Raw genomic sequence first — 19251 nt, forward strand, 5'->3', positions numbered from 1 at the left:
TTCTCCGACTTGTCCGAACCTACGGAACCGTCGGCTCACGCTACCCGGTCATCCGCCACCGGCGTCAGGCCCACCCCGTGCCCGCCCGCAGCCCGGTCCACCGCCGTCAGGCGACCACCGCCTCCAGACGGGCCCCGAACTCCCTTACCGCGGCCTCTTCCCGGTACGGCTCCAGCCGCTGCCGGAAGTCCTCCAGGTACTCCGCGCCCCGGTTCGAGCGCAGCCCCGACAGCAGGTCCGCCGCCTTGGTCGCCGTCTGGCAGGCCTGCTCCACCTCGCGCTGCTGGACCTGGGCCGTCGCCAGCAGCAGCAGTCCGATGGCCCGGCGGCGCTCCTTGCCCGCCGGCAGCGCCCGCAGGGCCTCCTGCGCGCGCCGGCCCGCCGCGTCGGCCTGGCCCAGGTCCCGGTGGCAGTGGGCCAGTTCGTCCGCGAGGTACCCGGTGTCGAAGTGCCGGATCCACGGCGGGTCGTCGCCCGACTCCGGCTCCGCCCGCTCCAGCGCGGTGACCGCCCGGGAGGACAGCACCGCCGTCGCCCGGCCGTCGCCCAGCAGGGCGTGCCCGCGCGCCTCGGCGGCGTAGAACATCGCCTCCACCCGCGGGGTGACCTGCCCGCGGGTGCCCTCCTGGGCGGCCCGGGCGAGCTGGGCGATCTCCCGCGGATTGCCCAGCTCGGCGGCGAGGTGGCTCATGGACGCCGCCAGCACGTACCCGCCGTACGCGCGGTCGCCGGCCGCCTGGGCGAGGCGCAGCGCCTGGATGTAGTAGCGCTGGGCCAGCCCCGGCTGGCCGGTGTCCACCGCCATGTAGCCCGCGAGTTCGGTCAGCCGGGCCACGGCCGCGAACAGCGCCCGCCCGACCGGCTCCCGGTAGGAGCCGCCGATCAGCCCGGACACCACTGAGTTGAGGTAGTGCACGACGACGGGCCTCACGTGCCCGCTGCCGAAGCGGTGGTCGAGGTCCTTGAGCGCCTCGGTGGTGGCCCGTACGGCCTCCACGTCGGGCATGCCGACGCGCGAGCCGCCGCTTCGGGCGACCTGCGGGTCGGCCCCGGTGATCAGCCAGTCGCGGCTGGGCTCGACGAGGGCGGAGGCGGCCACGGAGGACCCGGACAGGAAGTCGCGGCGACCCACGTCGCTGCGCCACAGCTCGCAGACCTGCTCGATCGCGCCGATGACGGTCGGGGAGAACTGCAGGCCGACGCCGGAGGCGAGGTTCTTGCCGTTGGCCATGCCGATCTCGTCGATGGTGACGGTCCGGCCCAGCTTGCGCCCGAGCGCCTCGGCGATGATCCCCGGCGCCCGGCCGCGCGGCTGCTGGCCGCGCAGCCAGCGGGCGACGGAGGTCTTGTCGTAGCGCAGGTCGAGACCGTGCTCGGCGCCGCACATGTTGACGCGCCGGGCGAGCCCGGCATTGGAGCACCCGGCTTCCTGGATGAGCGCCTGCAGCCGTTCGTTCGGCTGGCGGGCGACGAGAGGCCTGGCTGTCATGAGAAACCCCCTGAAGCCACGGGAGAGCGATGGAATGATCACTTCCCGCCTGATGTGCGGAGAATCTTCCCCTCTGCTACGAGTCGCTACCCACCCCCGGCGCCCCGACCTTCCACGCGCCCCCGTCCATGCATCGATGCGCCCCGCATGCAGGATCGATGCTCCGGCCACCGGCTGGTTTACGCCCGTAACCCCGGATGACCGCGAGAGTTGTGATGCACGTGGAAGAGACCATGGCAGTCACGGAGACCGCACCCATCCCCAAGCAGCGCGGCGAGCAGCTGCTGGACCATGCCGTGCGGTACACGGAAGAACGGCACTGGGATGTCTTCGCCGGCACCTGGCTGGAGTACTCGGAGGGCCGGGAGAACTGCTCCTGCGGGAAGGAGGACTGCCCGGCGCCGGGTGCGCACCCGAACGTGAAGGACTGGGCGGCGCAGGCCTCGGGCAGCGCGGTGCAGGTCCGGCGGATCTGGGGCAAGCACCGCACGGCCTCGATCCTGCTGCCGACGGGCCGCACCTTCGACGCGCTCGACGTGCCGGACTCCGCGGGCTTCCTCGCCCTGGCGCGGCTCCAGCGGATGCAGCGCCCGCTCGGGCCGGTGACCGTCACGCCGGACCACCGGATGATGTTCTTCGTCCTGCCGGGCGCCGGGATCAAGGTGGCGGACCTGCTGCGCAAGATCGGCTGGCAGCCCTCCCAGCTCGATCTGGCGGCACGCGGCGAGGGCGAGTACGTGGCCGCGCCGCCGACCCGTTACGGCGGGCGCGGCTCGGTCCAGTGGGCGCAGCCGCCGACGGCCGCGAACCGGTGGCTGCCGGACGTGGAGGAGCTCATCGACGCGCTGGCGTACGCGTGCGGGCGCGAGGCGGCGGCGGAGCGGGCGCGGCGCCAGGTGTGACGCGTGTTCCGGCAGGTCAGAGCTTGACGGATCCTCCCGGGAAACTCATGACATAAGTAACTGCTCGGCCTCTGCCCCTTCCTCCTATGGTGAGGAAAGTACGACCACGGGGAACAGGACGAGAGGCAGGCGCATGCCGGACCAGGGTGATGCGACGGGCGGGACGCACGGGACGGGTGGCGCGCGAACCGCGCCGGCCGCCGTACGGATAGAGGGTCTGTGGAAGCGCTTCGGCGAGCAGGTGGCCGTGGCGGGGATCGACCTCGTGGTGCCGGCGGGCCAGTTCATCGGCCTGGTCGGACCCAACGGCGCAGGCAAGACGACGACGCTGTCCATGGTGACCGGGCTGCTGCGCCCGGACATGGGGCGCGTCATCGTCGCCGGGCACGACGTGTGGGCGGATCCCACCGAGGTGAAGTCCCGCATCGGCGTCCTGCCGGAGGGCCTGCGGCTCTTCGAGCGGCTGTCGGGACGCGAACTGCTCGGGTACATGGGCCGGTTGCGCGGTCTGTCCGGCGAGGAGACCGACAAGCGGGCGACGCAGCTGCTGGACGTCCTCGACCTCGCGGGCTCGCAGCACAAGCTGGTCGTGGACTACTCGACGGGCATGCGGAAGAAGATCGGCCTGGCGGCCGCCCTGCTGCACAACCCGGAAGTGCTGTTCCTGGACGAGCCGTTCGAGGGCGTGGACCCGGTGTCGGCGCAGACCATCCGCGGGGTGCTGGAGCGCTACACCGCCTCCGGGGCCACCGTCGTCTTCTCCTCCCACGTGATGGAGCTCGTCGAGTCGCTGTGTGACTGGGTGGCCGTGATGGCCGCCGGCCGGATCCGGGCCGCGGGCCCGCTGGCCGACGTACGGGGCGCGGCGCCTTCGCTGCAGGCCGCGTTCCTGGAGCTGGTCGGCGCGCAGGGCCGGGCCTCCGGCGACTCGCTGGACTGGCTCGGCGGCGGAAACGGCGCGGGCCACGGCCGCGGCACGGGCGACGGCATGGGCACCGGCGCGGGCAACGGCACGACCGGCGGCGGCGCGTCCGAGGCGGCCGCCCGATGAGCACCACCGCCGTCCCGCTGACCCCGATCTTCGTCCGGCTCAAGCTCTCCCTGATGAAGAACGGCCTGAAGGGCTCCTCGAAGCGCAAGGCCGCCTGGATCAGCAGCCTCGTCTTCGCCCTGGTGGTCGGCTTCTTCATCACCCTCGGCCTGGCCCTGCTGCACGGCAACGCCCACGCGGGCACCGTCGTCGTCCTGCTGGCCGCGCTCCTCGCGCTCGGCTGGGCGTTCATGCCGCTGTTCTTCCCCACCGGCGACGAGACGCTCGACCCGAGCCGGCTCGTCATGCTGCCGCTGCGCCCGCGGCCGCTCGTACGGGCCCTGCTCGCCTCCTCCCTGGTCGGGATCGGCCCGCTGTTCACGCTCTGCCTGGCCGTCGGCTCGGTGGTGGCCGTCGCGCGGGGCGCCGCCGGCGCGGTGGCCGCGGTGGTCGCGGCGCCGCTGCTGCTGCTGGGCTGCGTCACGCTCGCCCGCGCCGTGGCCACGGCGAACGTACGGCTCCTGACCAGCCGCAAGGGACGCGACCTGGCCGTGCTCAGCGGCCTGCTGATCGCGGTGGGCGCGCAGGTGGTCAACTTCGGCAGCCAGCGGCTGTTCCAGGAGGGCGGGCTGGAGACCCTGGAGCCCGCCGAGGCCGTGGTCCGCTGGCTGCCGCCCGCGACCGCCGTCGGCATGGTGGACTCCGCGAGCGAGGGCTCGTACGGGGTGGCCGCGGCCCAACTGGCCATCACCCTGGCCGGCCTGGCCCTGCTGCTCCGGTTCTGGGAGCGCAGCCTCACCCGGCTGATGGTGACCCCCGACGGCTCGACCCTCACGGCGGCGAAGCCGGAGAAGGAACGCGGCAACGCGGGAGGCGGCCTGTGGGCCCTGCTGCCCGACAACCGCACCGGCGCGGCCATGCAGCGCACCCTGCGCTACGTCGTCCGCGACCCGAAGACCAAGTCGGCCTGGGTCACGGCCCTGGCGATCGGCGCGATCGTCCCGGTCTTCAACGCCCTGCAGGGCACCGGCTCGGTGTACCTCGCCTGCTTCGGCGCGGGGATGCTCGGCGTCCAGATGTACAACCAGTTCGGCCAGGACACCTCGGCGTTCTGGATGGTCGCGCAGACCATCTCGAACCGTCAGGACGCGTACGTCGAACTGAGCGCCCGGGCCTGCGCCCTGGCCCTGGTGACCGTCCCGTACACCGTCCTGGTCACGGCGGTCACCGCCGCCCTCGTCGGCAACTGGCGGGGCTTCCCGCCCGCGCTGGGGCTGGCGCTGGCCCTGCTCGGCTCGATGCTGTGCACCGGCGCGCTGGCCTCGGCCCGCTACCCGTACTCCATCCCGACGGAGGGCGCCTTCAAGAACGTCGCCCCGGGGCAGGGCGGGCTCGCCTGGCTGGGCATCTTCGGGGGGATGTTCACCTCGGCGGTGATCTGCGCCCCGATGATCGTCCTGACCGTCTACCTCCACGGCGGGGACCACGAGTCCCTCGCCTGGATCCTGCTCCCGCTGGGCATGGCCTGGGGCACCCTGACCGCCTGGGCCGGACTGCGGCTGGCCGCCCCGACGGTGGCCCGCAGGCTCCCGGAGATCCTGGCGGCGGTGAGCAAGGGCTGAAGCCCGATCGGGGCCGGTCGGGGCCGAGCGGCTCCGCCGGCCCCGTCGGGTAGCGTGGGGATCTTCGGCCGGCGTAGGCCGCCGGAGTCCCCCGAGGTGAACACCCATGACCGTTGGCGAACCGCCCGTCGTGTGGAGCCTGACCGAAGCGGACGCACACGCCGGATGGCGGGCGTTGTCGTGGAGCGCGGGACCGGACGGCGAGCTCGCCGTCCTGCTGGTCCAGCGTCGCCACCTGAGCCCGAGCGAGTACGTCAAGGGCTGGCCCGGGTGGGGCACGGCGAACCCCTTCGACGCCGAGCTCGTCATCGTCCCCGCGCGGGGACCCGAGCGGCGCATACCGGTCGACGCGATCGGGCTCCGGCCCCAACACCTCGCGCTGCTCCCGCAGTCGCGCTTCCTCCTCGCGGCGGGCCGCGCCGGGCAGGACGCGGACGGCACCTGGCGCGACAACGCCGTGGTGTACTCCCCCGAAGGCCGGCCCGAGGCGGCGCTGTGCCTCGGCGACGACATCGCGGCGCTGGTCAGCGACGCCCGCGGGAGCATCTGGACCGCGTACGGGGACGAGGGCATCTTCGGGGCCCACCCGCAGTCCCGGGAGGGCCTGGCGGGCTGGAACACCGCCGGCGCGGCCACCTGGGTTCCGCCGCACCGCTTCCCCGAAGGGCCGGTGCACGGCCTCACGGCCGCCACGGAAGGCCCGTACGCCTGGCTGGCCTGGAGCCACCCCCGAGGCACCTTCCTGACCCGGATCGATCCCGCCACCGGCCGGGCCGCCGGCTACCGCTGCCCGTTGCGGTACGTGGACGGGCTGGCCGTACGGGGCGACCGCGCGGTGCTGAGCCGCCGGGAGCACGACGAGCCGTTCACCGAGCTGGTCCGCGTGGACCTGGTCGACGGTGAGTGCGTGATCACCGACCGGCAGCGGGTGCCGCTGCCGGGCCGCGTGGTGATGCAGTGCGGCCAGGGCAGGGACGGCACGCTCTGGCTCCGCGCGGGCGACACGTGGGTCCGGATCGAGGTCTGATCCGGACCCGGCGCGGTGCGGTGCTGTGCGCTGCGGGCGGCGTGTCAGGGGGCGTCGGCCTTGACTCCGTCCAGGAAGGGTTCCAGGGCCGCGCGCCAGGCGGCCGGCTGGTCGTAGTGGAGGTAGTGGCCGGCGTCGGGGATCTCCGCGTACTGCCCCGCCGGCAGGACGCGGACCATCTCCTGGGCTTCGGCGCGGCCCAGTTCGCCGTCCAGGCCCCGGACGACCAGGGTCGGGCAGCGGACCTGCGCCAGCTCCTCCCAGTGCGCGTCGTGCACCCAGGTCTCGCGGGCCGTGAGCATCTGGCGCCGGGAGAAGACGGGGCGCCACCCGTCGTCGGCCTGGTGCATGACCTCGGCGAAGAACGCTCCGCGGCCGGGGTCGGGCCGCTCCACGCGGGGGTCGTCCTCGCCGAACCAGCGGCGGGCCGCGTCCTGGGTCGGGAACGGCAGCGGCCAACGGTGGAACCACTCCTCCCACTCCTGCTGGGAGGCCGCCCCGAGGGCGGAGGCGCGCATGTCGCAGATGACCAGGGACGCCACGAGGTCGGGGCGGCGGGCGGCGAGCTGCCAGGCGGTGAGGGCTCCCATGGAGTGGCCGATGAGGGTCACGGGGGCCAGGCCGAGCTGCTCGACGGCGGCTTCGGCATCGGCCACGAAGGCCTCGCGGCCCAGGGCGGTCGTGAGGGCCGGGAGGGTGGCGGGGCGCTCGCTCTGGCCGTGGCCGCGCTGGTCGAGGGCCACGACGCGGCGGCGCTCACCGAGCCAGCGGGCGGTTCCGGCCCAGTGGAAGGCGCGGCCCATCAGGCCGTGGAGTAAGAGCACACCGGGGGCACCCGCCGGAGCGGGCGGTTCCCTGAACTCCCAGGCTGCCAGGCGTACGCCGTCGGCCCCTGTGACATCGAAGCGCTGTACCACCGCAGATGCACCCCCTTCGCTCCCGGCCACAGTATCGAACCCGCATTCGAAAACGGGGTTCTCGCCGGCAACACCGCTCTTTCGAGTGACCTTGCTCAAGGATTGACCGCCCCGGCCGATGGAGATCCTTTCAACAGGGAGGCGGGCCGCTCGGGGAAGACGGTCCGAAGGGGATGACCTTGAGAGCTCGGGGCTCCAGGTCACACAGGGGAGGACTGGTCCCGGCGCCGCAAGGCGTCGGGACCACCCACACCACATCACACAGCATCCGGCCGCAGCGACCCCGTCGGGCTCACTCGTACGGGCGGTCCCGCGGCCCGCCCGTACGTCTGTGCGTCAACACCTCGGCCTTCCGGTGACGGTGCGGGCTCCGCTTCCGGCTCCGCTCCGGGCTCCGCTCCCGGTCAGCGCTTCGCGACGAACACGTGCGAGGCGACGACCGCATCCAGCTCGGCGGCTTCGCCACCGCTGCCGACCAGCACACCGCCGGGCGACTCGGTCACGCTCACCACCGAACCGGGCTGCACACCCGCCCGCCGCAGCGTGTACATCAGCTGCGCGTCCGTCTGGATCGGCTCCCCGATCCGGCGCACGACCACCGTCTTGCCCTCGGCGCCCGGGTCCAGCTCCGACAGGCTGACCATGCCGTCCTCCAGGAACGGATCCGCCTCGGCCTTCTCGCCCAGCTCCTCCAGCCCCGGGATCGGGTTTCCGTACGGCGACTCGGTCGGGTGGCGCAGCAGCTCCAGCACCCGCCGCTCCACCGCCTCGCTCATCACGTGCTCCCAGCGGCAGGCCTCTGCGTGCACCTGCTCCCACTCCAGGCCGATGACGTCGACGAGCAGGCACTCGGCGAGCCGGTGCTTGCGCATCACGCGCGTCGCCAGCCGGCGCCCCTCCTCGGTCAGCTCCAGGTGACGGTCGCTGGCCACCGCCACCAGGCCGTCCCGCTCCATCCGCGCCACCGTCTGGCTCACCGTCGGGCCGCTCTGGTCGAGCCGCTCGGCGATACGGGCGCGCATGGGGACCACGCCTTCCTCTTCCAGCTCGAGGATGGTGCGGAGATACATCTCCGTGGTATCGATCAGTCCGGACATTCGTGCCCCTCGGATTGCGTGCGCTGGCCCTGCCCCCAATTCTGACGCATCGGGCCGACAACCGTCCCGTGCCGCGGGTCAAGGCCGTTCCAGGACGTCTTGTGGCGCCTTCGGCCACGGGATTGACGTCCGTATTGACAGGCTGTTGGTCCAGACCGCACGGTGAGCGGCGGACACGGACGACGACGCATCCATCTGCACCCCACCCCGGAAGGCCTTCGGCGTATGAGCGAGAGCAAGCTGGCCGGTCAGTTCTTCGACGCCGCCATCGGGCTGCTGGAACGGGTGCGGGACGAGGAGTCCTCGCACATCGCCGAGGCCGGTGTCGTCATCGCGGACGCCGTGGCCGCCGGCAACAAGCTCTTCGCCTTCGGGGCCGGGCACTCTTCCCTCCCCGCCCAGGACGTGGTCTACCGGGCCGGCGGGCTCGCCCTCATGAACTTCCTCGCCGTCCCCGGCACCGCGGGCATCGACATCATGCCCGCCACCCTCGGAAGCGCCCTGGAGCGCGTGGACGGGCTCGCCGGAGCCGTACTGGACAGCAGCCCGGCCTCCGACGGCGACGTCCTCGTGATCATCTCCCTCTCCGGGCGCAACGCCCTGCCGGTGGAGATGGCCATGAACGCCCGCGCCATCGGCCTCAAGGTCATCGGCGTGACCTCGGTGGCGTACGCGACCGGGACCAAGTCGCGGCACGTGTCCGGAACCTTCCTCAAGGACCACTGCGACATCGTCCTCGACAGCAAGATCGCGGTCGGCGACGCCGAACTGAGCCTCGACGGCATCGAGGCCCCCTTCGCCCCCGCCTCCACCGTGGTGACCAGCGCGATCATGCAGGCGGTCATGGCCGCCGCGGCCGGCGAGCTCGCCGCCCGCGGACTGGAGCCGCCGCTGCTGCGCTCGGGCAACGTCGACGGCGGCCACGAGTGGAACGGCCGCGTGATGCAGGAGTACGGCGACCGGATCTTCTTCCGCCACTAGTCCGCCCCTTCCGTCTCTTGCCTCGCGCGCGTCGCCAGGTCCAGGTCGGCCGCGACGCGGGCCGCGACCTCCTCCGCGTAGGCGGCGTCCGCCCGCTCGAAGGCGGCCCGTGAGGGGCCGCGCAGGAACGTCAGCGCGCCCAGGGTCCGGCCGCGGCTGCGCAGCACCACGCACAGCCCGTGCGCCGCGCCCTGCGGCCACTGCCGGGACCGCGCCCACTCCTCGGCCGCCTCTCCGCGCGGCCCGCTGGTGCGCACCGAGCCGGACCGCTCCAGCGCCTGCAGCGCCGGGTGGCCGGCCTCGTACCGCACGGGGATCGACCCCGGCGCCGGGAACCCGGGCGGGGACGCGGCCGACCGTACGAGCCGCGGCCGGTCGGGGTCCCCGGGCCGCTCCAGTACGTCGAGCAGCGCGTGCTCGGCGAAGCCGGCCAGGGCGAAGTCCAGCCGTACGGAGGCCGCCTCGGCCGGGTCCTCGCACTCGGCGGCCGCCCGGCCCGCCCGGTGCAGCTGGTGCGAGCGGAACCGCAGTTGCGCGGTGTCCAGCTCCGCCCGGCGGGCCTCGGTGACGTCCTGGAACAGCAGGGCGACCCCGAGCGGTACGGGTTCCTCCGCGAGCGGCGAGGCCAGCCGCAGGAAGCCGCACCGCCAGCACCGCCGCCGCACCCCCTCGGGAGTGCGCACGGACACCCACAGCTCCACGGGTTTGGGCGGCGCGCCCTCGGCCAGCACGTGCTGGAGGGCGCCCTCCAGCTCCTCGACCCCCTGGGTCAGCAGGTCCCCGAGGGGCCGCCCGAGCAGCGCGGTGCGCCCGGAGGCGAAGGCGCGGGCGGCGTGCGCGTTGACGACCGCCGGGCGCAGGTCCACGTCGACGAGGACGACGCCCCACGAGGCGTCGTCCATCAGCGCCTCGCTGAGGGCGATGGACCGCTCCAGGTCGATCTGCGCGTGCACCGCGCTGAAGGCGCAGTACACCCCGGCGGGCTTGCCGTCGGCGCCGGGCACTCCGGCGGACTGGGTCCGCACCAGGACGCGGCCGCCGCCCTTGGTCAGCAGCGCGAACTCGTGGACCTGCCGTCCCGGCACGTCCTGGGCGGCCATGAGTCTGTCCTGTACGTCCTGGGCGTCGGCGGCCCGTACGGCCCACCCCGCGAACCCCTTGCGCCCCACGGCCTCGGCCGCGGACCACCCCAGGACCCGCTCGGCCTCACGGTTCCAATGGGTGATCACGCCGTCGGCGTCGAACGCGCACAGGGCGGCGTCCATCCCGTCGAGCAGCGCTGCGAGCAGATCGTCGGCGGTCTCACTACGTCCGGAAGCACTCACCTGGCACCCCCTGCAGGTGTTCGCGTGTGCGGCACGTCAGATCATTGAACTGGAACGTGACGCAGCCCACACCCGCTTCCCGCGGATTGGGTACGAGAAATCCGGTCAGCGGGGGCGGACGTCGTCCCAGGCGAGACGACGCACATCCATCGCGTCGCGTACGGGGGTGCCCTGATGATCGGCCCTGGAAATAAACGGTTGTGACGGCAGGAGGAGGTGCCTAGGCTTTGCCGTACACGAGAAGGGAGGTGGTTCCCGAAATGTACGGAAACCGGACGCGTGAGGTGGCTGCGGGCTAAAGCGCCCGTCGTCGCACGCACCCAGTGCGGTGCCCGGCGGGAACGCCAGGCGCCAATCCCAAGCAGTCACCCGACCCGCGGGCTCGCCGGTACGTCCGGCCGGCTTCTCTCACTGCAGGAGAGAAACCAGAGCCCGCGGGTCGTCTGCGTCAGGGGCAGAGCCGTTCGAGCCGCCACTTGTCGCCTTCGGCGACGTACCGCAGGCGGTCGTGCAGGCGGTTCTCGTGGCCCTGCCAGAACTCCACCGCGTCGGGAACCACCCGCACGCCGCCCCACTCCGGCGGGACCGGGACCTGCTCGCCCTGCGGGTAGCGCGCCTCCAGCTCCGCGTAGCGCCGGTCGAGCTCGGCGCGCGAGTCGATCACCCGGGACTGCTCGCTCGCCCAGGCGCCCAGTTGGGAGCCGTGCGGCCGGGAGCGGAAGTACGCCGCGGTCTCGTCGCGGCCGATACGGGTGGCCGTGCCGGTCACGATGACCTGGCGGGCGATGGCGTGCCAGGGGAAGAGCAGCGAGACGTACGGGTTGGCGTCGATCTCCCGGCCCTTGCGGGAGCCGTAATTGGTGAAGAAGACGAAGCCCCGCTCGCCGAACTGCTTCAGCAGCACCGTGCGGGAGCTGGGCCGGCCGTCGGGGGTCGCGGTCGAGACGACCATCGCGTTGGGTTCGAAGAGGTGCGCGTCCGTCGCCTGGCGGAACCACTCGGCGAACTGCCTCAGGGGGTCCTCGGCGAGGCTGTCCTCGAAGACGATCTCCGAGCGGTACTGCTTGCGCATGACGGCGGGGTCAAGGTCCTGGGGGTCGGTCACCGGGCCATCCTGCCGCAGTATGACTGCCGGAGGTGTGCCGTATGTCACGCTTCCCCGCGCCATGCGGAGCGGACAAAATCTTGAGGCCGGTCCGAGGGTTCCCGCGTGGGTGACCTTCGGCCGTGCCGGGCATCAACGGGGATGACCGCGCCGGACCGCGAATCACGCCGGGAGCCGCGCGTGTTCGCACTATCTGAGGAGCCGCCGCATGTCCGACTTCGTACCCGGGCTCGAAGGGGTCGTCGCGTTCGAGACCGAGATCGCCGAACCGGACAAGGAAGGCGGTTCGCTGCGCTACCGCGGGGTCGACATCGAGGACCTCGTCGGACACGTCTCGTTCGGGAACGTCTGGGGCCTGCTGGTCGACGGGGCGTTCAACCCGGGCCTGCCCGCCGCCGAGCCCTTCCCGATCCCCGTGCACTCCGGTGACATCCGCGTGGACGTCCAGTCCGCGCTCGCCATGCTCGCCCCCGTGTGGGGTCTGAAACCGCTCCTCGACATCGACGTGCAGACCGCCCGCGACGACCTGGCGCGGGCCGCCGTCATGGCGCTCTCGTACGTCGCCCAGTCCGCCCGCGGACAGGGCCGGGCCATGGTGCCGCAGCGGGAGATCGACAAGGCCGAGTCCGTGGTCGAGCGGTTCATGATCCGCTGGCGCGGTGAGCCGGACCCGCGGCACGTCAAGGCCGTCGACGCGTACTGGACCTCCGCCGCCGAGCACGGGATGAACGCCTCGACGTTCACCGCGCGCGTCATCGCCTCCACCGGCGCCGACGTGGCGGCCGCGCTGTCCGGGGCCGTCGGCGCCATGTCCGGGCCGCTGCACGGCGGCGCGCCGTCGCGCGTGCTCGGCATGATCGAGGAGATCGAGCGCACCGGCGACGCCGTGGCGTACGTGAAGAAGGCCCTCGACAAGGGCGATCGGCTGATGGGCTTCGGGCACCGCGTGTACCGGGCCGAGGACCCCCGCGCCCGCGTGCTGCGGCGTACCGCCAAGGAGTTGGACGCCCCGCGCTACGAGGTCGCCGCCGCGCTGGAGAAGGCCGCGCTGGAGGAGCTGCACGCGCGCCGCCCCGACCGGGTGCTGGCGACCAACGTGGAGTTCTGGGCCGCGATCATGCTGGACTTCGCGGAGGTCCCGGCGCACATGTTCACCTCCATGTTCACGTGCGCCCGTACCGCCGGCTGGTCGGCGCACATCCTGGAGCAGAAGCGCACCGGCCGCTTGGTGCGCCCGTCGGCCCGCTACACCGGGCCGGGCGTCCGCAACCCGCGCGAGATCGAGGGCTACGCCGACATGGCGGAGACCGCCTGAGCCGGCGGCCCCGCCCCTCCCTGGGCTGACGTGTGCGGCGGGCCGCCGCCGTCCGCCTCAGCCCAGGGTCGCGTCCAGGATCCGGGCCCACTGGGCGACGACCCGGGCGCGGCGGGCGGTGTCGTCGCTCAGCACGTTGGCCAGGCCCAGCCCCCGGGCCATGTCGAGCAGGCCCTGCACGGTCTCCCGTACGCCCGGTACGGACTCGTCCGCGCCCAGCAGTTCCACGGCGATGCGGTGGGTTTCGCGGCCCACCCGGGTCTCCAGTTCGGCGACCCGGGGGCGCAGCTGCTCCTCGTTGGAGGCGGCGACCCACAGTTGGAGCGCGGCCCGGAAGAGCACGCCCGTGTACATGTCGACCAGCGCCTCCACCACGGCGGGCCGGGGCGCCGGGCCGGCCTGGAACAGCTCGCGCAGGGCGGTGGAGCGCTCCTCGGCGACGTATTCGACGGCCGCGGTGAACAGGTCCTCGCGGGTGCGGAAGTGATGCTGGGCCGCGCCGCGGGAGACTCCGGCGCGCTCGGCGACGACGGCGACGGTGGAGCCCGCCCAGCCGTGTTCCGCGAGGCAGGAGACGGCGGCGTCGAGGAGGTGGCGGCGGGTGACCCGGCTGCGGGCCTGCTTGGGGCCCGGGGCGGGCGCGGGGGCAGGCGCGGCGCCGGGGCCCGGGCCGGAGCCGGCGTCGGTCACAGTGCCCATGCGGGATCCCGTCGTTGGAAGCGGGCAGTGATGCCCTCACGGGCCTCGGCGGAGGCGAAGAGCCCCGCGGACAGCTCGGTCAGGCGGGCACCGTCCCGGTCGAGGGCCTCGCGTACGGCGGCGGTGGTCAGGGCCTTGGTCTGCGCCAGGCCCTGCGGAGAGGCCTTGCGCAGGCCCGCGAGGACCGGCTCCAGGGCCTCGTCGACCTGCTCGGCGTGCAGGGTGAGCAGCCCGATCCGGGTGGCCTCGGCGGCGTCGAAGAGCTCGGCGGTCAGGAAGTAGCGGCCGGCGGCCCGCGCGTCGAGCCGCGGGAGCAGCGGGATCGAGATGACCGCGGGAGCCAGGCCCAGGTGGGTCTCGGTGAAGGCGTACGAGGACTGCGGCCCGGCGGCGGCGATGTCGCAGGCGCCGAGCAGCCCGAGGCCGCCCGCCCGGACGTGGCCGGTGACGCGGGCGACGACGGGCCGGGGCAGTTCGGCGATTTCCCTGAGCAGGGCCAGGAAGTCGGCGGGGTCGCAGGGCGACTTGAGGTCCGCGCCCGCGCAGAAGGTGGTGCCGGTGTGGGTGAGGACGACGGCCCGGACCGCCGGGTCCGCGCCCGCCGCGGCGAGGGCTGCGCGCAGCTCGCCGACGAGGTCCGCGGAGAGTGCGTTGCGGTTGGCCGGGGAGTCGAGCGTGAGCGTGGTGATCCCGCGGTGGTGCGCGGCTGCGACGGTCGGGGGCATGTCGTCCCTCCTAGTAGGACTTGGGCAGGCCCAGGGTCTGGTGCGAGACGAAGTTGAGGATCATCTCACGGCTGACGGGGGCGATTCGGGCCACCCGGGAGGCGGTGATGAGGCCGGCCAGGCCGTATTCGCGGGTGAGGCCGTTGCCGCCCAGGGTGTGGACGGACTGGTCCACCGCCCGGACGCAGGCCTCGCCGGCAGCGTACTTGGCCATGTTCGCGGCCTCGCCCGCGCCCATGTCGTCGCCCGCGTCGTAGAGGTGGGCGGCCTTCTGCATCATCAGGCGGGCGAGTTCCAGCTCGATGTGCGCGGCGGCGAGGGGGTGGGCGACGGCCTGGTGGCTGCCGATGGGCTCCTTCCACACCTGGCGGGTCTTGGCGTAGTCCACGGCCTTGGCCAGTGCGTGGCGGCCCATGCCGATGGCGAAGGCGGCGGTCATGATGCGTTCGGGGTTGAGGCCGGCGAAGAGCTGGAGCAGGCCCGCGTCCTCGTCTCCGACGAGGGCTTCGGCGGGGAGCCGGACCTCGTCCAGGACGAGCTCGAACTGTTTCTCCGCGGCCTGGAGTTCCATGTCCATGACCGACCGGGTGAAGCCGGGGGTGTCCCGCGGGACGATGAACAGGCAGGGCTTCAGGCGCCCGCTCTTGGCGTCCTCGGTACGGCCGACGATGAGGGTGGCGTCGGCGATGTCCACGCCGGAGATGAAGACCTTGCGGCCGGTCAGCACCCACGCGTCGCCGTCGCGGCGGGCGGTGGTGGTGATGCGGTGGGAGTTGGAGCCGGCGTCGGGCTCGGTGATGCCGAAGGCCATCGTGCGGCTGCCGTCGGCGAGGCCGGGGAGCCAGGCCTGCTTCTGGGCCTCGGTGCCGAAGCGGGAGATGACCGTGCCGCAGATGGCGGGCGAGACCACCATCATCAGGAGGGGGCAGCCCGCGGCGCCCAGTTCTTCCAGGACGATGGACAGTTCGGCGATGCCGCCGCCTCCGCCACCGTACTCCTCGGGCAGGTTCACCCCGAGGTAGCCGAGCTTGGCGGCGTCGGCCCACAGCTCGTCGGGGTGGCCGCCTTCGCGGGCGACGCGGGTGAGGTACTCGCGGCCGTAGCGCTGCCCGAGGGCGGCGACGGCGGCGCGCAGGGCCTTGTGCTCTTCGGTTTCCAGAACGGTGGTGCCGATGGCGGGGCTCATGCTTGCTGTTCCTCCTGGACTACGGCGAGCAGGGCGCCGAACTCGACCTGTTGGCCGGTGGCGGCGTGGAGCGCGGTGAGCGTGCCGGAGGCCGGAGCGAGGATGCGGTGCTCCATCTTCATGGCCTCCAGCCAGAGCAGGGGCTGCCCGGCGGTGACGGCGCTGCCGGGGGCGAGGCCCTCGGCGACGCGGACGACGGTGCCGGGCATGGGCGCGAGGAGGGAGCCGGGCTCGGTGCGGTCCTGGGGATCGGCGAACCGGGGCACGGGGACGAGGGTGTGGGAGCCGAGTGCGGAGTCGACGTACATCTCACGCACACCGGCGGTGTTCGAATTTTGTTTCACGTGGAACAGCCGCCGGATTCCCTCGACTTCGAGGGTGACGAGCTCGGGATTCGCGGCCAGGACCCGGACGCCGGGGTGGTCCAGGGGCTGGTAGCGGGCCTCGTATGCGGCGCCGGCCGCGGTGTAGCGGCGGGTCTGCGGCTGGGAGCGGAGGTTGCGCCAGCCGCCGAGGCGGGCGGCGAGAGGGGCGTCGGGGCCGGGTGCCGCTTCGGCGAGGGCGGCGGCGAGGGCCGACAGGGTGGTGGCCCGGCCTGCGTCCGGGGCGTCTTCGGTCAGCTCGCCGAGGTGGCGTTCGTAGAAGCCGGTGTCGAGGCGCCCGGCGGTGAACTCCGGGTGCCGCAGGGACCGTACGAGGAGCTCGCGGTTGGTGGTGAGCCCGTGGATCCGGGCCCCGGCGAGGGCGTGGGCGAGGGCGCGCACGGCCTCGGCGCGGGTCGGGGCGTGCGCGACGACCTTGGCGAGCATCGGGTCGTAGTGGATGCCGACCGGATCCCCGTCGGCGAAGCCGGTGTCCACGCGGACCTCGCCGGGGACGGCGAGGGTGTGCAGTACGCCGGTCTGCGGACGCCAGTTGTGGGCGGGGTCCTCGGCGTACAGGCGGGCCTCGACGGCGTGGCCGGACGGCTGCGGGGGCGTGAGCGGCAGGGCCGCACCTTCGGCGATCCGCAGTTGCAGGGCCACGAGGTCGAGCCCGAAGACGGCTTCGGTGACGGGGTGTTCCACCTGGAGGCGGGTGTTCATCTCCAGGAAGTACGGGCGGCCGTCGGCGGCGACGAGGAACTCGACGGTGCCCGCGCCCTGGTAGGAGACCGCGCGGGCGGCGGCCACGGCGGCCTCGTGGAGGCTCGTGCGCAGTTGCTCGGGCAGGCCGGGCGCCGGGGCTTCCTCGATGACCTTCTGGTGGCGTCGCTGGAGGGAGCAGTCGCGGGTGCCGAGTGCCCAGACGGTGCCGTGCGCGTCGGCGAGGATCTGCACCTCGACGTGGCGGCCCCGTTCGACGTAGGGCTCGGCGAAGACCTCTCCGTCCCCGAAGGCCGAGCGGGCCTCCGCGGACGCGGCCTCCAGCTCCTCCTTCAGGACGTCGAGGTCCCGTACGACGCGCATCCCGCGGCCGCCGCCGCCCGCCGCGGCCTTCAGGAGCAGCGGCAGGTCCGCGCCGGTGGCGGTGGCGGGGTCGACGGGCTCCAGGAGGGGCACCCCGGCGGAGCGCATCAGTTCCTTGGCGCGGGTCTTGGAGGCCATGGCCTCGATGGCCTCGGGGGACGGGCCGATCCAGGTCAGGCCCGCGGCCAGGACCTCGCGGGCGAATCCGGCGTTCTCGGAGAGGAATCCGTAGCCGGGGTGGACGGCGTCGGCGCCCGCGGCGAGGGCGGCCTTGATGATCAGGTCGCCGCGCAGGTAGGTGTCGGCGGGGGCCGCGCCGGGCAGGCGTACGGCCGCGTCGGCGTCGCGTACGTGCAGGGCGTTCTCGTCGGGGTCGGAGTGGACGGCGACGGTGGCCAGGCCCTGGGCGCGGGCCGTGCGGAAGATGCGGACGGCGATCTCGCCCCGGTTGGCGACGAGGAGGGAGGTGATGGTCATGGGGGCGCTCACATCCGGAAGATGCCGAAGCCGCCACGGGCGCCCTCGACGGGGGCGTTGTGGACGGCCGACAGGCACAGGCCGAGGACGGTTCGGGTGTCGCGGGGGTCGATGATCCCGTCGTCGTACAGCCGTCCGGACAGGAAGGTCGGCAGGGACTCGGACTCGATCTGCGCCTCCACGAAGGCGCGCATGCCGGCGTCGGCCTCGTCGTCGTACGGCTGCCCCTTCGCGGCGGCGGACTGCCGGGCCACGATGGAGAGGACTCCGGCGAGCTGCTGGGGTCCCATGACGGCGGACTTGGCGCTGGGCCAGGCGAAGAGGAACCGGGGCTCGAAGGCGCGGCCGCACATGCCGTAGTGGCCGGCGCCGTAGCTCGCGCCGATGAGGACGGACAGGTGCGGGACGCGGGAGTTGGAGACCGCGTTGATCATCATCGAGCCGTGCTTGATGATGCCGCCCTGTTCGTACTCCTTGCCGACCATGTAGCCGGTGGTGTTGTGGAGGAAGAGCAGCGGGATGTCGCGCTGGTTGGCGAGCTGGATGAACTGGGCGGCCTTCTGCGACTCGGCGCTGAACAGCACGCCCTGGGCGTTGGCGAGGATGCCCACCGGGTAGCCGTGCAGCTCGGCCCAGCCGGTGACCAGGCTGGTGCCGTAGAGGGGCTTGAACTCGTCGAAGTCGGAACCGTCGACGATGCGGGCGATGACCTCGCGGGGGTCGAAGGGGGTCTTGAGGTCGGCGGGGACGATGCCGAGGAGTTCCTCGGGGTCGTACGCCGGCTCCTCGGCCTTCGGCGGGTCCTGGCGGGCCTTGCGGTGGTTCAGGCGGGCCACGACGCGGCGGGCCCGGCGGATGGCGTCGTGCTCGTCGAGGGCGTGGTAGTCGGCGAGGCCGGAGGTGCGGGCGTGCATGTCGGCGCCGCCGAGGGACTCGTCGTCGCTCTCCTCGCCGGTGGCCATCTTGACGAGCGGCGGACCGCCGAGGAACACCTTCGACCGGTCCTTGATCATGATGGTGTGATCGGACATCCCGGGGATGTACGCGCCTCCGGCGGTGGAGTTGCCGAAGACGACGGCGATGGTGGGGATGCCCTCGGCCGAGAGGCGGGTGAGGTCGCGGAAGATCGCGCCGCCCGGGATGAAGATCTCCTTCTGGGAGGGGAGATCGGCGCCGCCGGACTCGACGAGGCTGATGCAGGGCAGGCGGTTCTGGCGGGCGATCTCGTTGGCCCGCAGGGCCTTCTTCAGGGTCCAGGGGTTGCTCGCTCCGCCGCGGACGGTGGGGTCGTTGGCGGTGACCAGGCATTCGACGCCCTCGACGGTGCCGATCCCGGTGACCATGGAGGCGCCGACGGGGTAATCGCTGCCCCAGGCCGCGAGCGGGGACAGCTCCAGGAAGGGGGTGTCCGGGTCGAGGAGCAGCTCGATGCGCTCGCGGGCCAGGAGCTTGTCGCGCTGCTTGTGGCGGGCGGTGTACTTCTCGCCGCCGCCCTGCAGGGCCTTGGCGTGCTCGGCGTCGAGGGCGGCGAGACGTTCCAGGGCGGCGGCGCGGTACCCGACGTGGTCGGGGGCGTGCGGGTCGACGGTCGTGCCGAGACGGGTCATGATCCGGTCCCCTCCGGGGCGGGTACGGGGCCTTGGCCCTGGGCGGGCGGCGGGGTGGGGGTGGGTACGGAGCCGACGCCCGGGGCCGGGGCCGGGGGCGGCAGCAGGTGGGTGGGGATGTCGAGGTGGCGGGCGCGGAGCCATTCGCCGAGGGCTTTGGCCTGGGGGTCGAAGCGGTGGCCCGCGGCCACGCCGTCGCCGAGGATGCCTTCGACTGTGAAGTTCAGGGCGCGCAGGTGCGGGAGGGGGTGGCGGGTGACGGGGAGACCGGAGGTCTCGGGGAGCAGGGTGCGGAAGGT

At 73.1% G+C, this 19251-nt stretch carries 16 protein-coding genes and 1 pseudogene; 6 read left to right on the forward strand and 11 right to left on the reverse strand.

The genetic code is table 11. The annotated features are described in order from the left end of the window. Positions 1-106: 106 nt before the first annotated feature. Positions 107-1489 (reverse strand): transcriptional regulator, encoded by a 1383-nt coding sequence (locus ACFWBF_RS25850; RefSeq protein WP_385606051.1) that lies wholly within the window; start codon positions 1487-1489, stop codon positions 107-109. Between the two features lie 233 nt (positions 1490-1722). Between ACFWBF_RS25850 and ACFWBF_RS25855 the strand changes: the two genes are divergently transcribed. From ACFWBF_RS25855 to ACFWBF_RS25870, 4 genes are all read left to right on the forward strand, one after another. Beyond that, positions 1723-2391 (forward strand): bifunctional DNA primase/polymerase, encoded by a 669-nt coding sequence (locus ACFWBF_RS25855; protein WP_385606053.1) that lies wholly within the window; start codon positions 1723-1725, stop codon positions 2389-2391. Between the two features lie 133 nt (positions 2392-2524). Next, entirely contained in the window at positions 2525-3442 is a 918-nt protein-coding gene (locus tag ACFWBF_RS25860) for an ABC transporter ATP-binding protein (protein ID WP_385606055.1), read from the forward strand. Beyond that, the gene (locus ACFWBF_RS25865) at positions 3439-5043 is read left to right on the forward strand and encodes a transporter (RefSeq protein ID WP_385606057.1); all 1605 of its coding nucleotides are present in this window, start codon (positions 3439-3441) and stop codon (positions 5041-5043) included. The genes ACFWBF_RS25860 and ACFWBF_RS25865 overlap by 4 nt, the downstream gene beginning before the upstream one ends. A 106-nt stretch (positions 5044-5149) precedes the next feature. Further along, positions 5150-6070, forward strand: a complete 921-nt coding sequence (locus ACFWBF_RS25870; RefSeq protein ID WP_385606058.1) for a hypothetical protein — start codon at positions 5150-5152, stop codon at positions 6068-6070. A 44-nt stretch (positions 6071-6114) separates the two neighbouring features. Here the strand turns inward: ACFWBF_RS25870 and ACFWBF_RS25875 are convergent, their stop codons facing one another. Together ACFWBF_RS25875 and ACFWBF_RS25880 are read right to left on the reverse strand one after the other, a co-directional pair. Next, complete coding sequence (locus ACFWBF_RS25875; protein ID WP_385606060.1) at positions 6115-6987, reverse strand: alpha/beta fold hydrolase; 873 nt, start codon at positions 6985-6987, stop codon at positions 6115-6117. A gap of 404 nt (positions 6988-7391) precedes the next feature. After that, entirely contained in the window at positions 7392-8084 is a 693-nt protein-coding gene (locus ACFWBF_RS25880) for a metal-dependent transcriptional regulator (protein ID WP_385225301.1), read from the reverse strand. 225 nt (positions 8085-8309) lie between these two features. On the opposite strand from ACFWBF_RS25880, the gene ACFWBF_RS25885 reads away from it, so the two are divergent. Next, positions 8310-9065 carry an SIS domain-containing protein gene (locus ACFWBF_RS25885; protein WP_385606062.1) on the forward strand — a complete coding sequence of 252 codons (756 nt, stop codon included), beginning with the start codon at positions 8310-8312 and terminating at the stop codon, positions 9063-9065. On the opposite strand, the gene ACFWBF_RS25890 is transcribed toward ACFWBF_RS25885, so the two are convergent. Together ACFWBF_RS25890 and pdxH are read right to left on the reverse strand one after the other, a co-directional pair. Continuing rightward, the gene (locus ACFWBF_RS25890; RefSeq protein ID WP_385606064.1) at positions 9062-10390 is read right to left on the reverse strand and encodes a PAS domain-containing protein; all 1329 of its coding nucleotides are present in this window, start codon (positions 10388-10390) and stop codon (positions 9062-9064) included. The genes ACFWBF_RS25885 and ACFWBF_RS25890 overlap by 4 nt on opposite strands. A 448-nt stretch (positions 10391-10838) precedes the next feature. Further along, a complete protein-coding gene (gene pdxH / locus ACFWBF_RS25895) occupies positions 10839-11462 on the reverse strand; it encodes a pyridoxamine 5'-phosphate oxidase (protein ID WP_385606080.1) in 624 nt (207 codons plus the stop codon). A gap of 241 nt (positions 11463-11703) precedes the next feature. On the opposite strand from pdxH, the gene ACFWBF_RS25900 reads away from it, so the two are divergent. Beyond that, positions 11704-12810 carry a citrate synthase 2 gene (locus tag ACFWBF_RS25900; protein ID WP_385606065.1) on the forward strand — a complete coding sequence of 369 codons (1107 nt, stop codon included), beginning with the start codon at positions 11704-11706 and terminating at the stop codon, positions 12808-12810. 57 nt (positions 12811-12867) lie between these two features. Here the strand turns inward: ACFWBF_RS25900 and ACFWBF_RS25905 are convergent, their stop codons facing one another. The 6 genes and pseudogenes from ACFWBF_RS25905 to ACFWBF_RS25930 all read right to left on the reverse strand — a co-directional run. Continuing rightward, positions 12868-13509: a TetR/AcrR family transcriptional regulator gene (locus ACFWBF_RS25905; protein ID WP_385606066.1), complete on the reverse strand. Its 642-nt coding sequence runs from the start codon at positions 13507-13509 to the stop codon at positions 12868-12870. Next, entirely contained in the window at positions 13497-14234 is a 738-nt protein-coding gene (locus tag ACFWBF_RS25910; protein ID WP_385606068.1) for an enoyl-CoA hydratase family protein, read from the reverse strand. Before ACFWBF_RS25910 ends, ACFWBF_RS25905 begins: the two co-directional genes overlap by 13 nt. Before the next feature lie 10 nt (positions 14235-14244). Then, a complete protein-coding gene (locus tag ACFWBF_RS25915; protein WP_385606070.1) occupies positions 14245-15420 on the reverse strand; it encodes an acyl-CoA dehydrogenase family protein in 1176 nt (391 codons plus the stop codon). Next, entirely contained in the window at positions 15417-17345 is a 1929-nt protein-coding gene (locus tag ACFWBF_RS25920; protein ID WP_385606082.1) for a biotin carboxylase N-terminal domain-containing protein, read from the reverse strand. Before ACFWBF_RS25920 ends, ACFWBF_RS25915 begins: the two co-directional genes overlap by 4 nt. A gap of 8 nt (positions 17346-17353) precedes the next feature. Then, on the reverse strand, positions 17354-18952 hold the full coding sequence (locus ACFWBF_RS25925; protein WP_385606072.1) for an acyl-CoA carboxylase subunit beta: 1599 nt from the start codon (positions 18950-18952) through the stop codon (positions 17354-17356). Continuing rightward, positions 18949-19251 (reverse strand): annotated as a pseudogene (locus tag ACFWBF_RS25930) (exopolyphosphatase); the annotation flags it as partial. The gene ACFWBF_RS25925 and the pseudogene ACFWBF_RS25930, both read right to left, overlap by 4 nt.

This window comes from Streptomyces sp. NPDC060028, from assembly GCF_042736725.1.
Classification (GTDB): Bacteria; Actinomycetota; Actinomycetes; order Streptomycetales; family Streptomycetaceae; genus Streptomyces.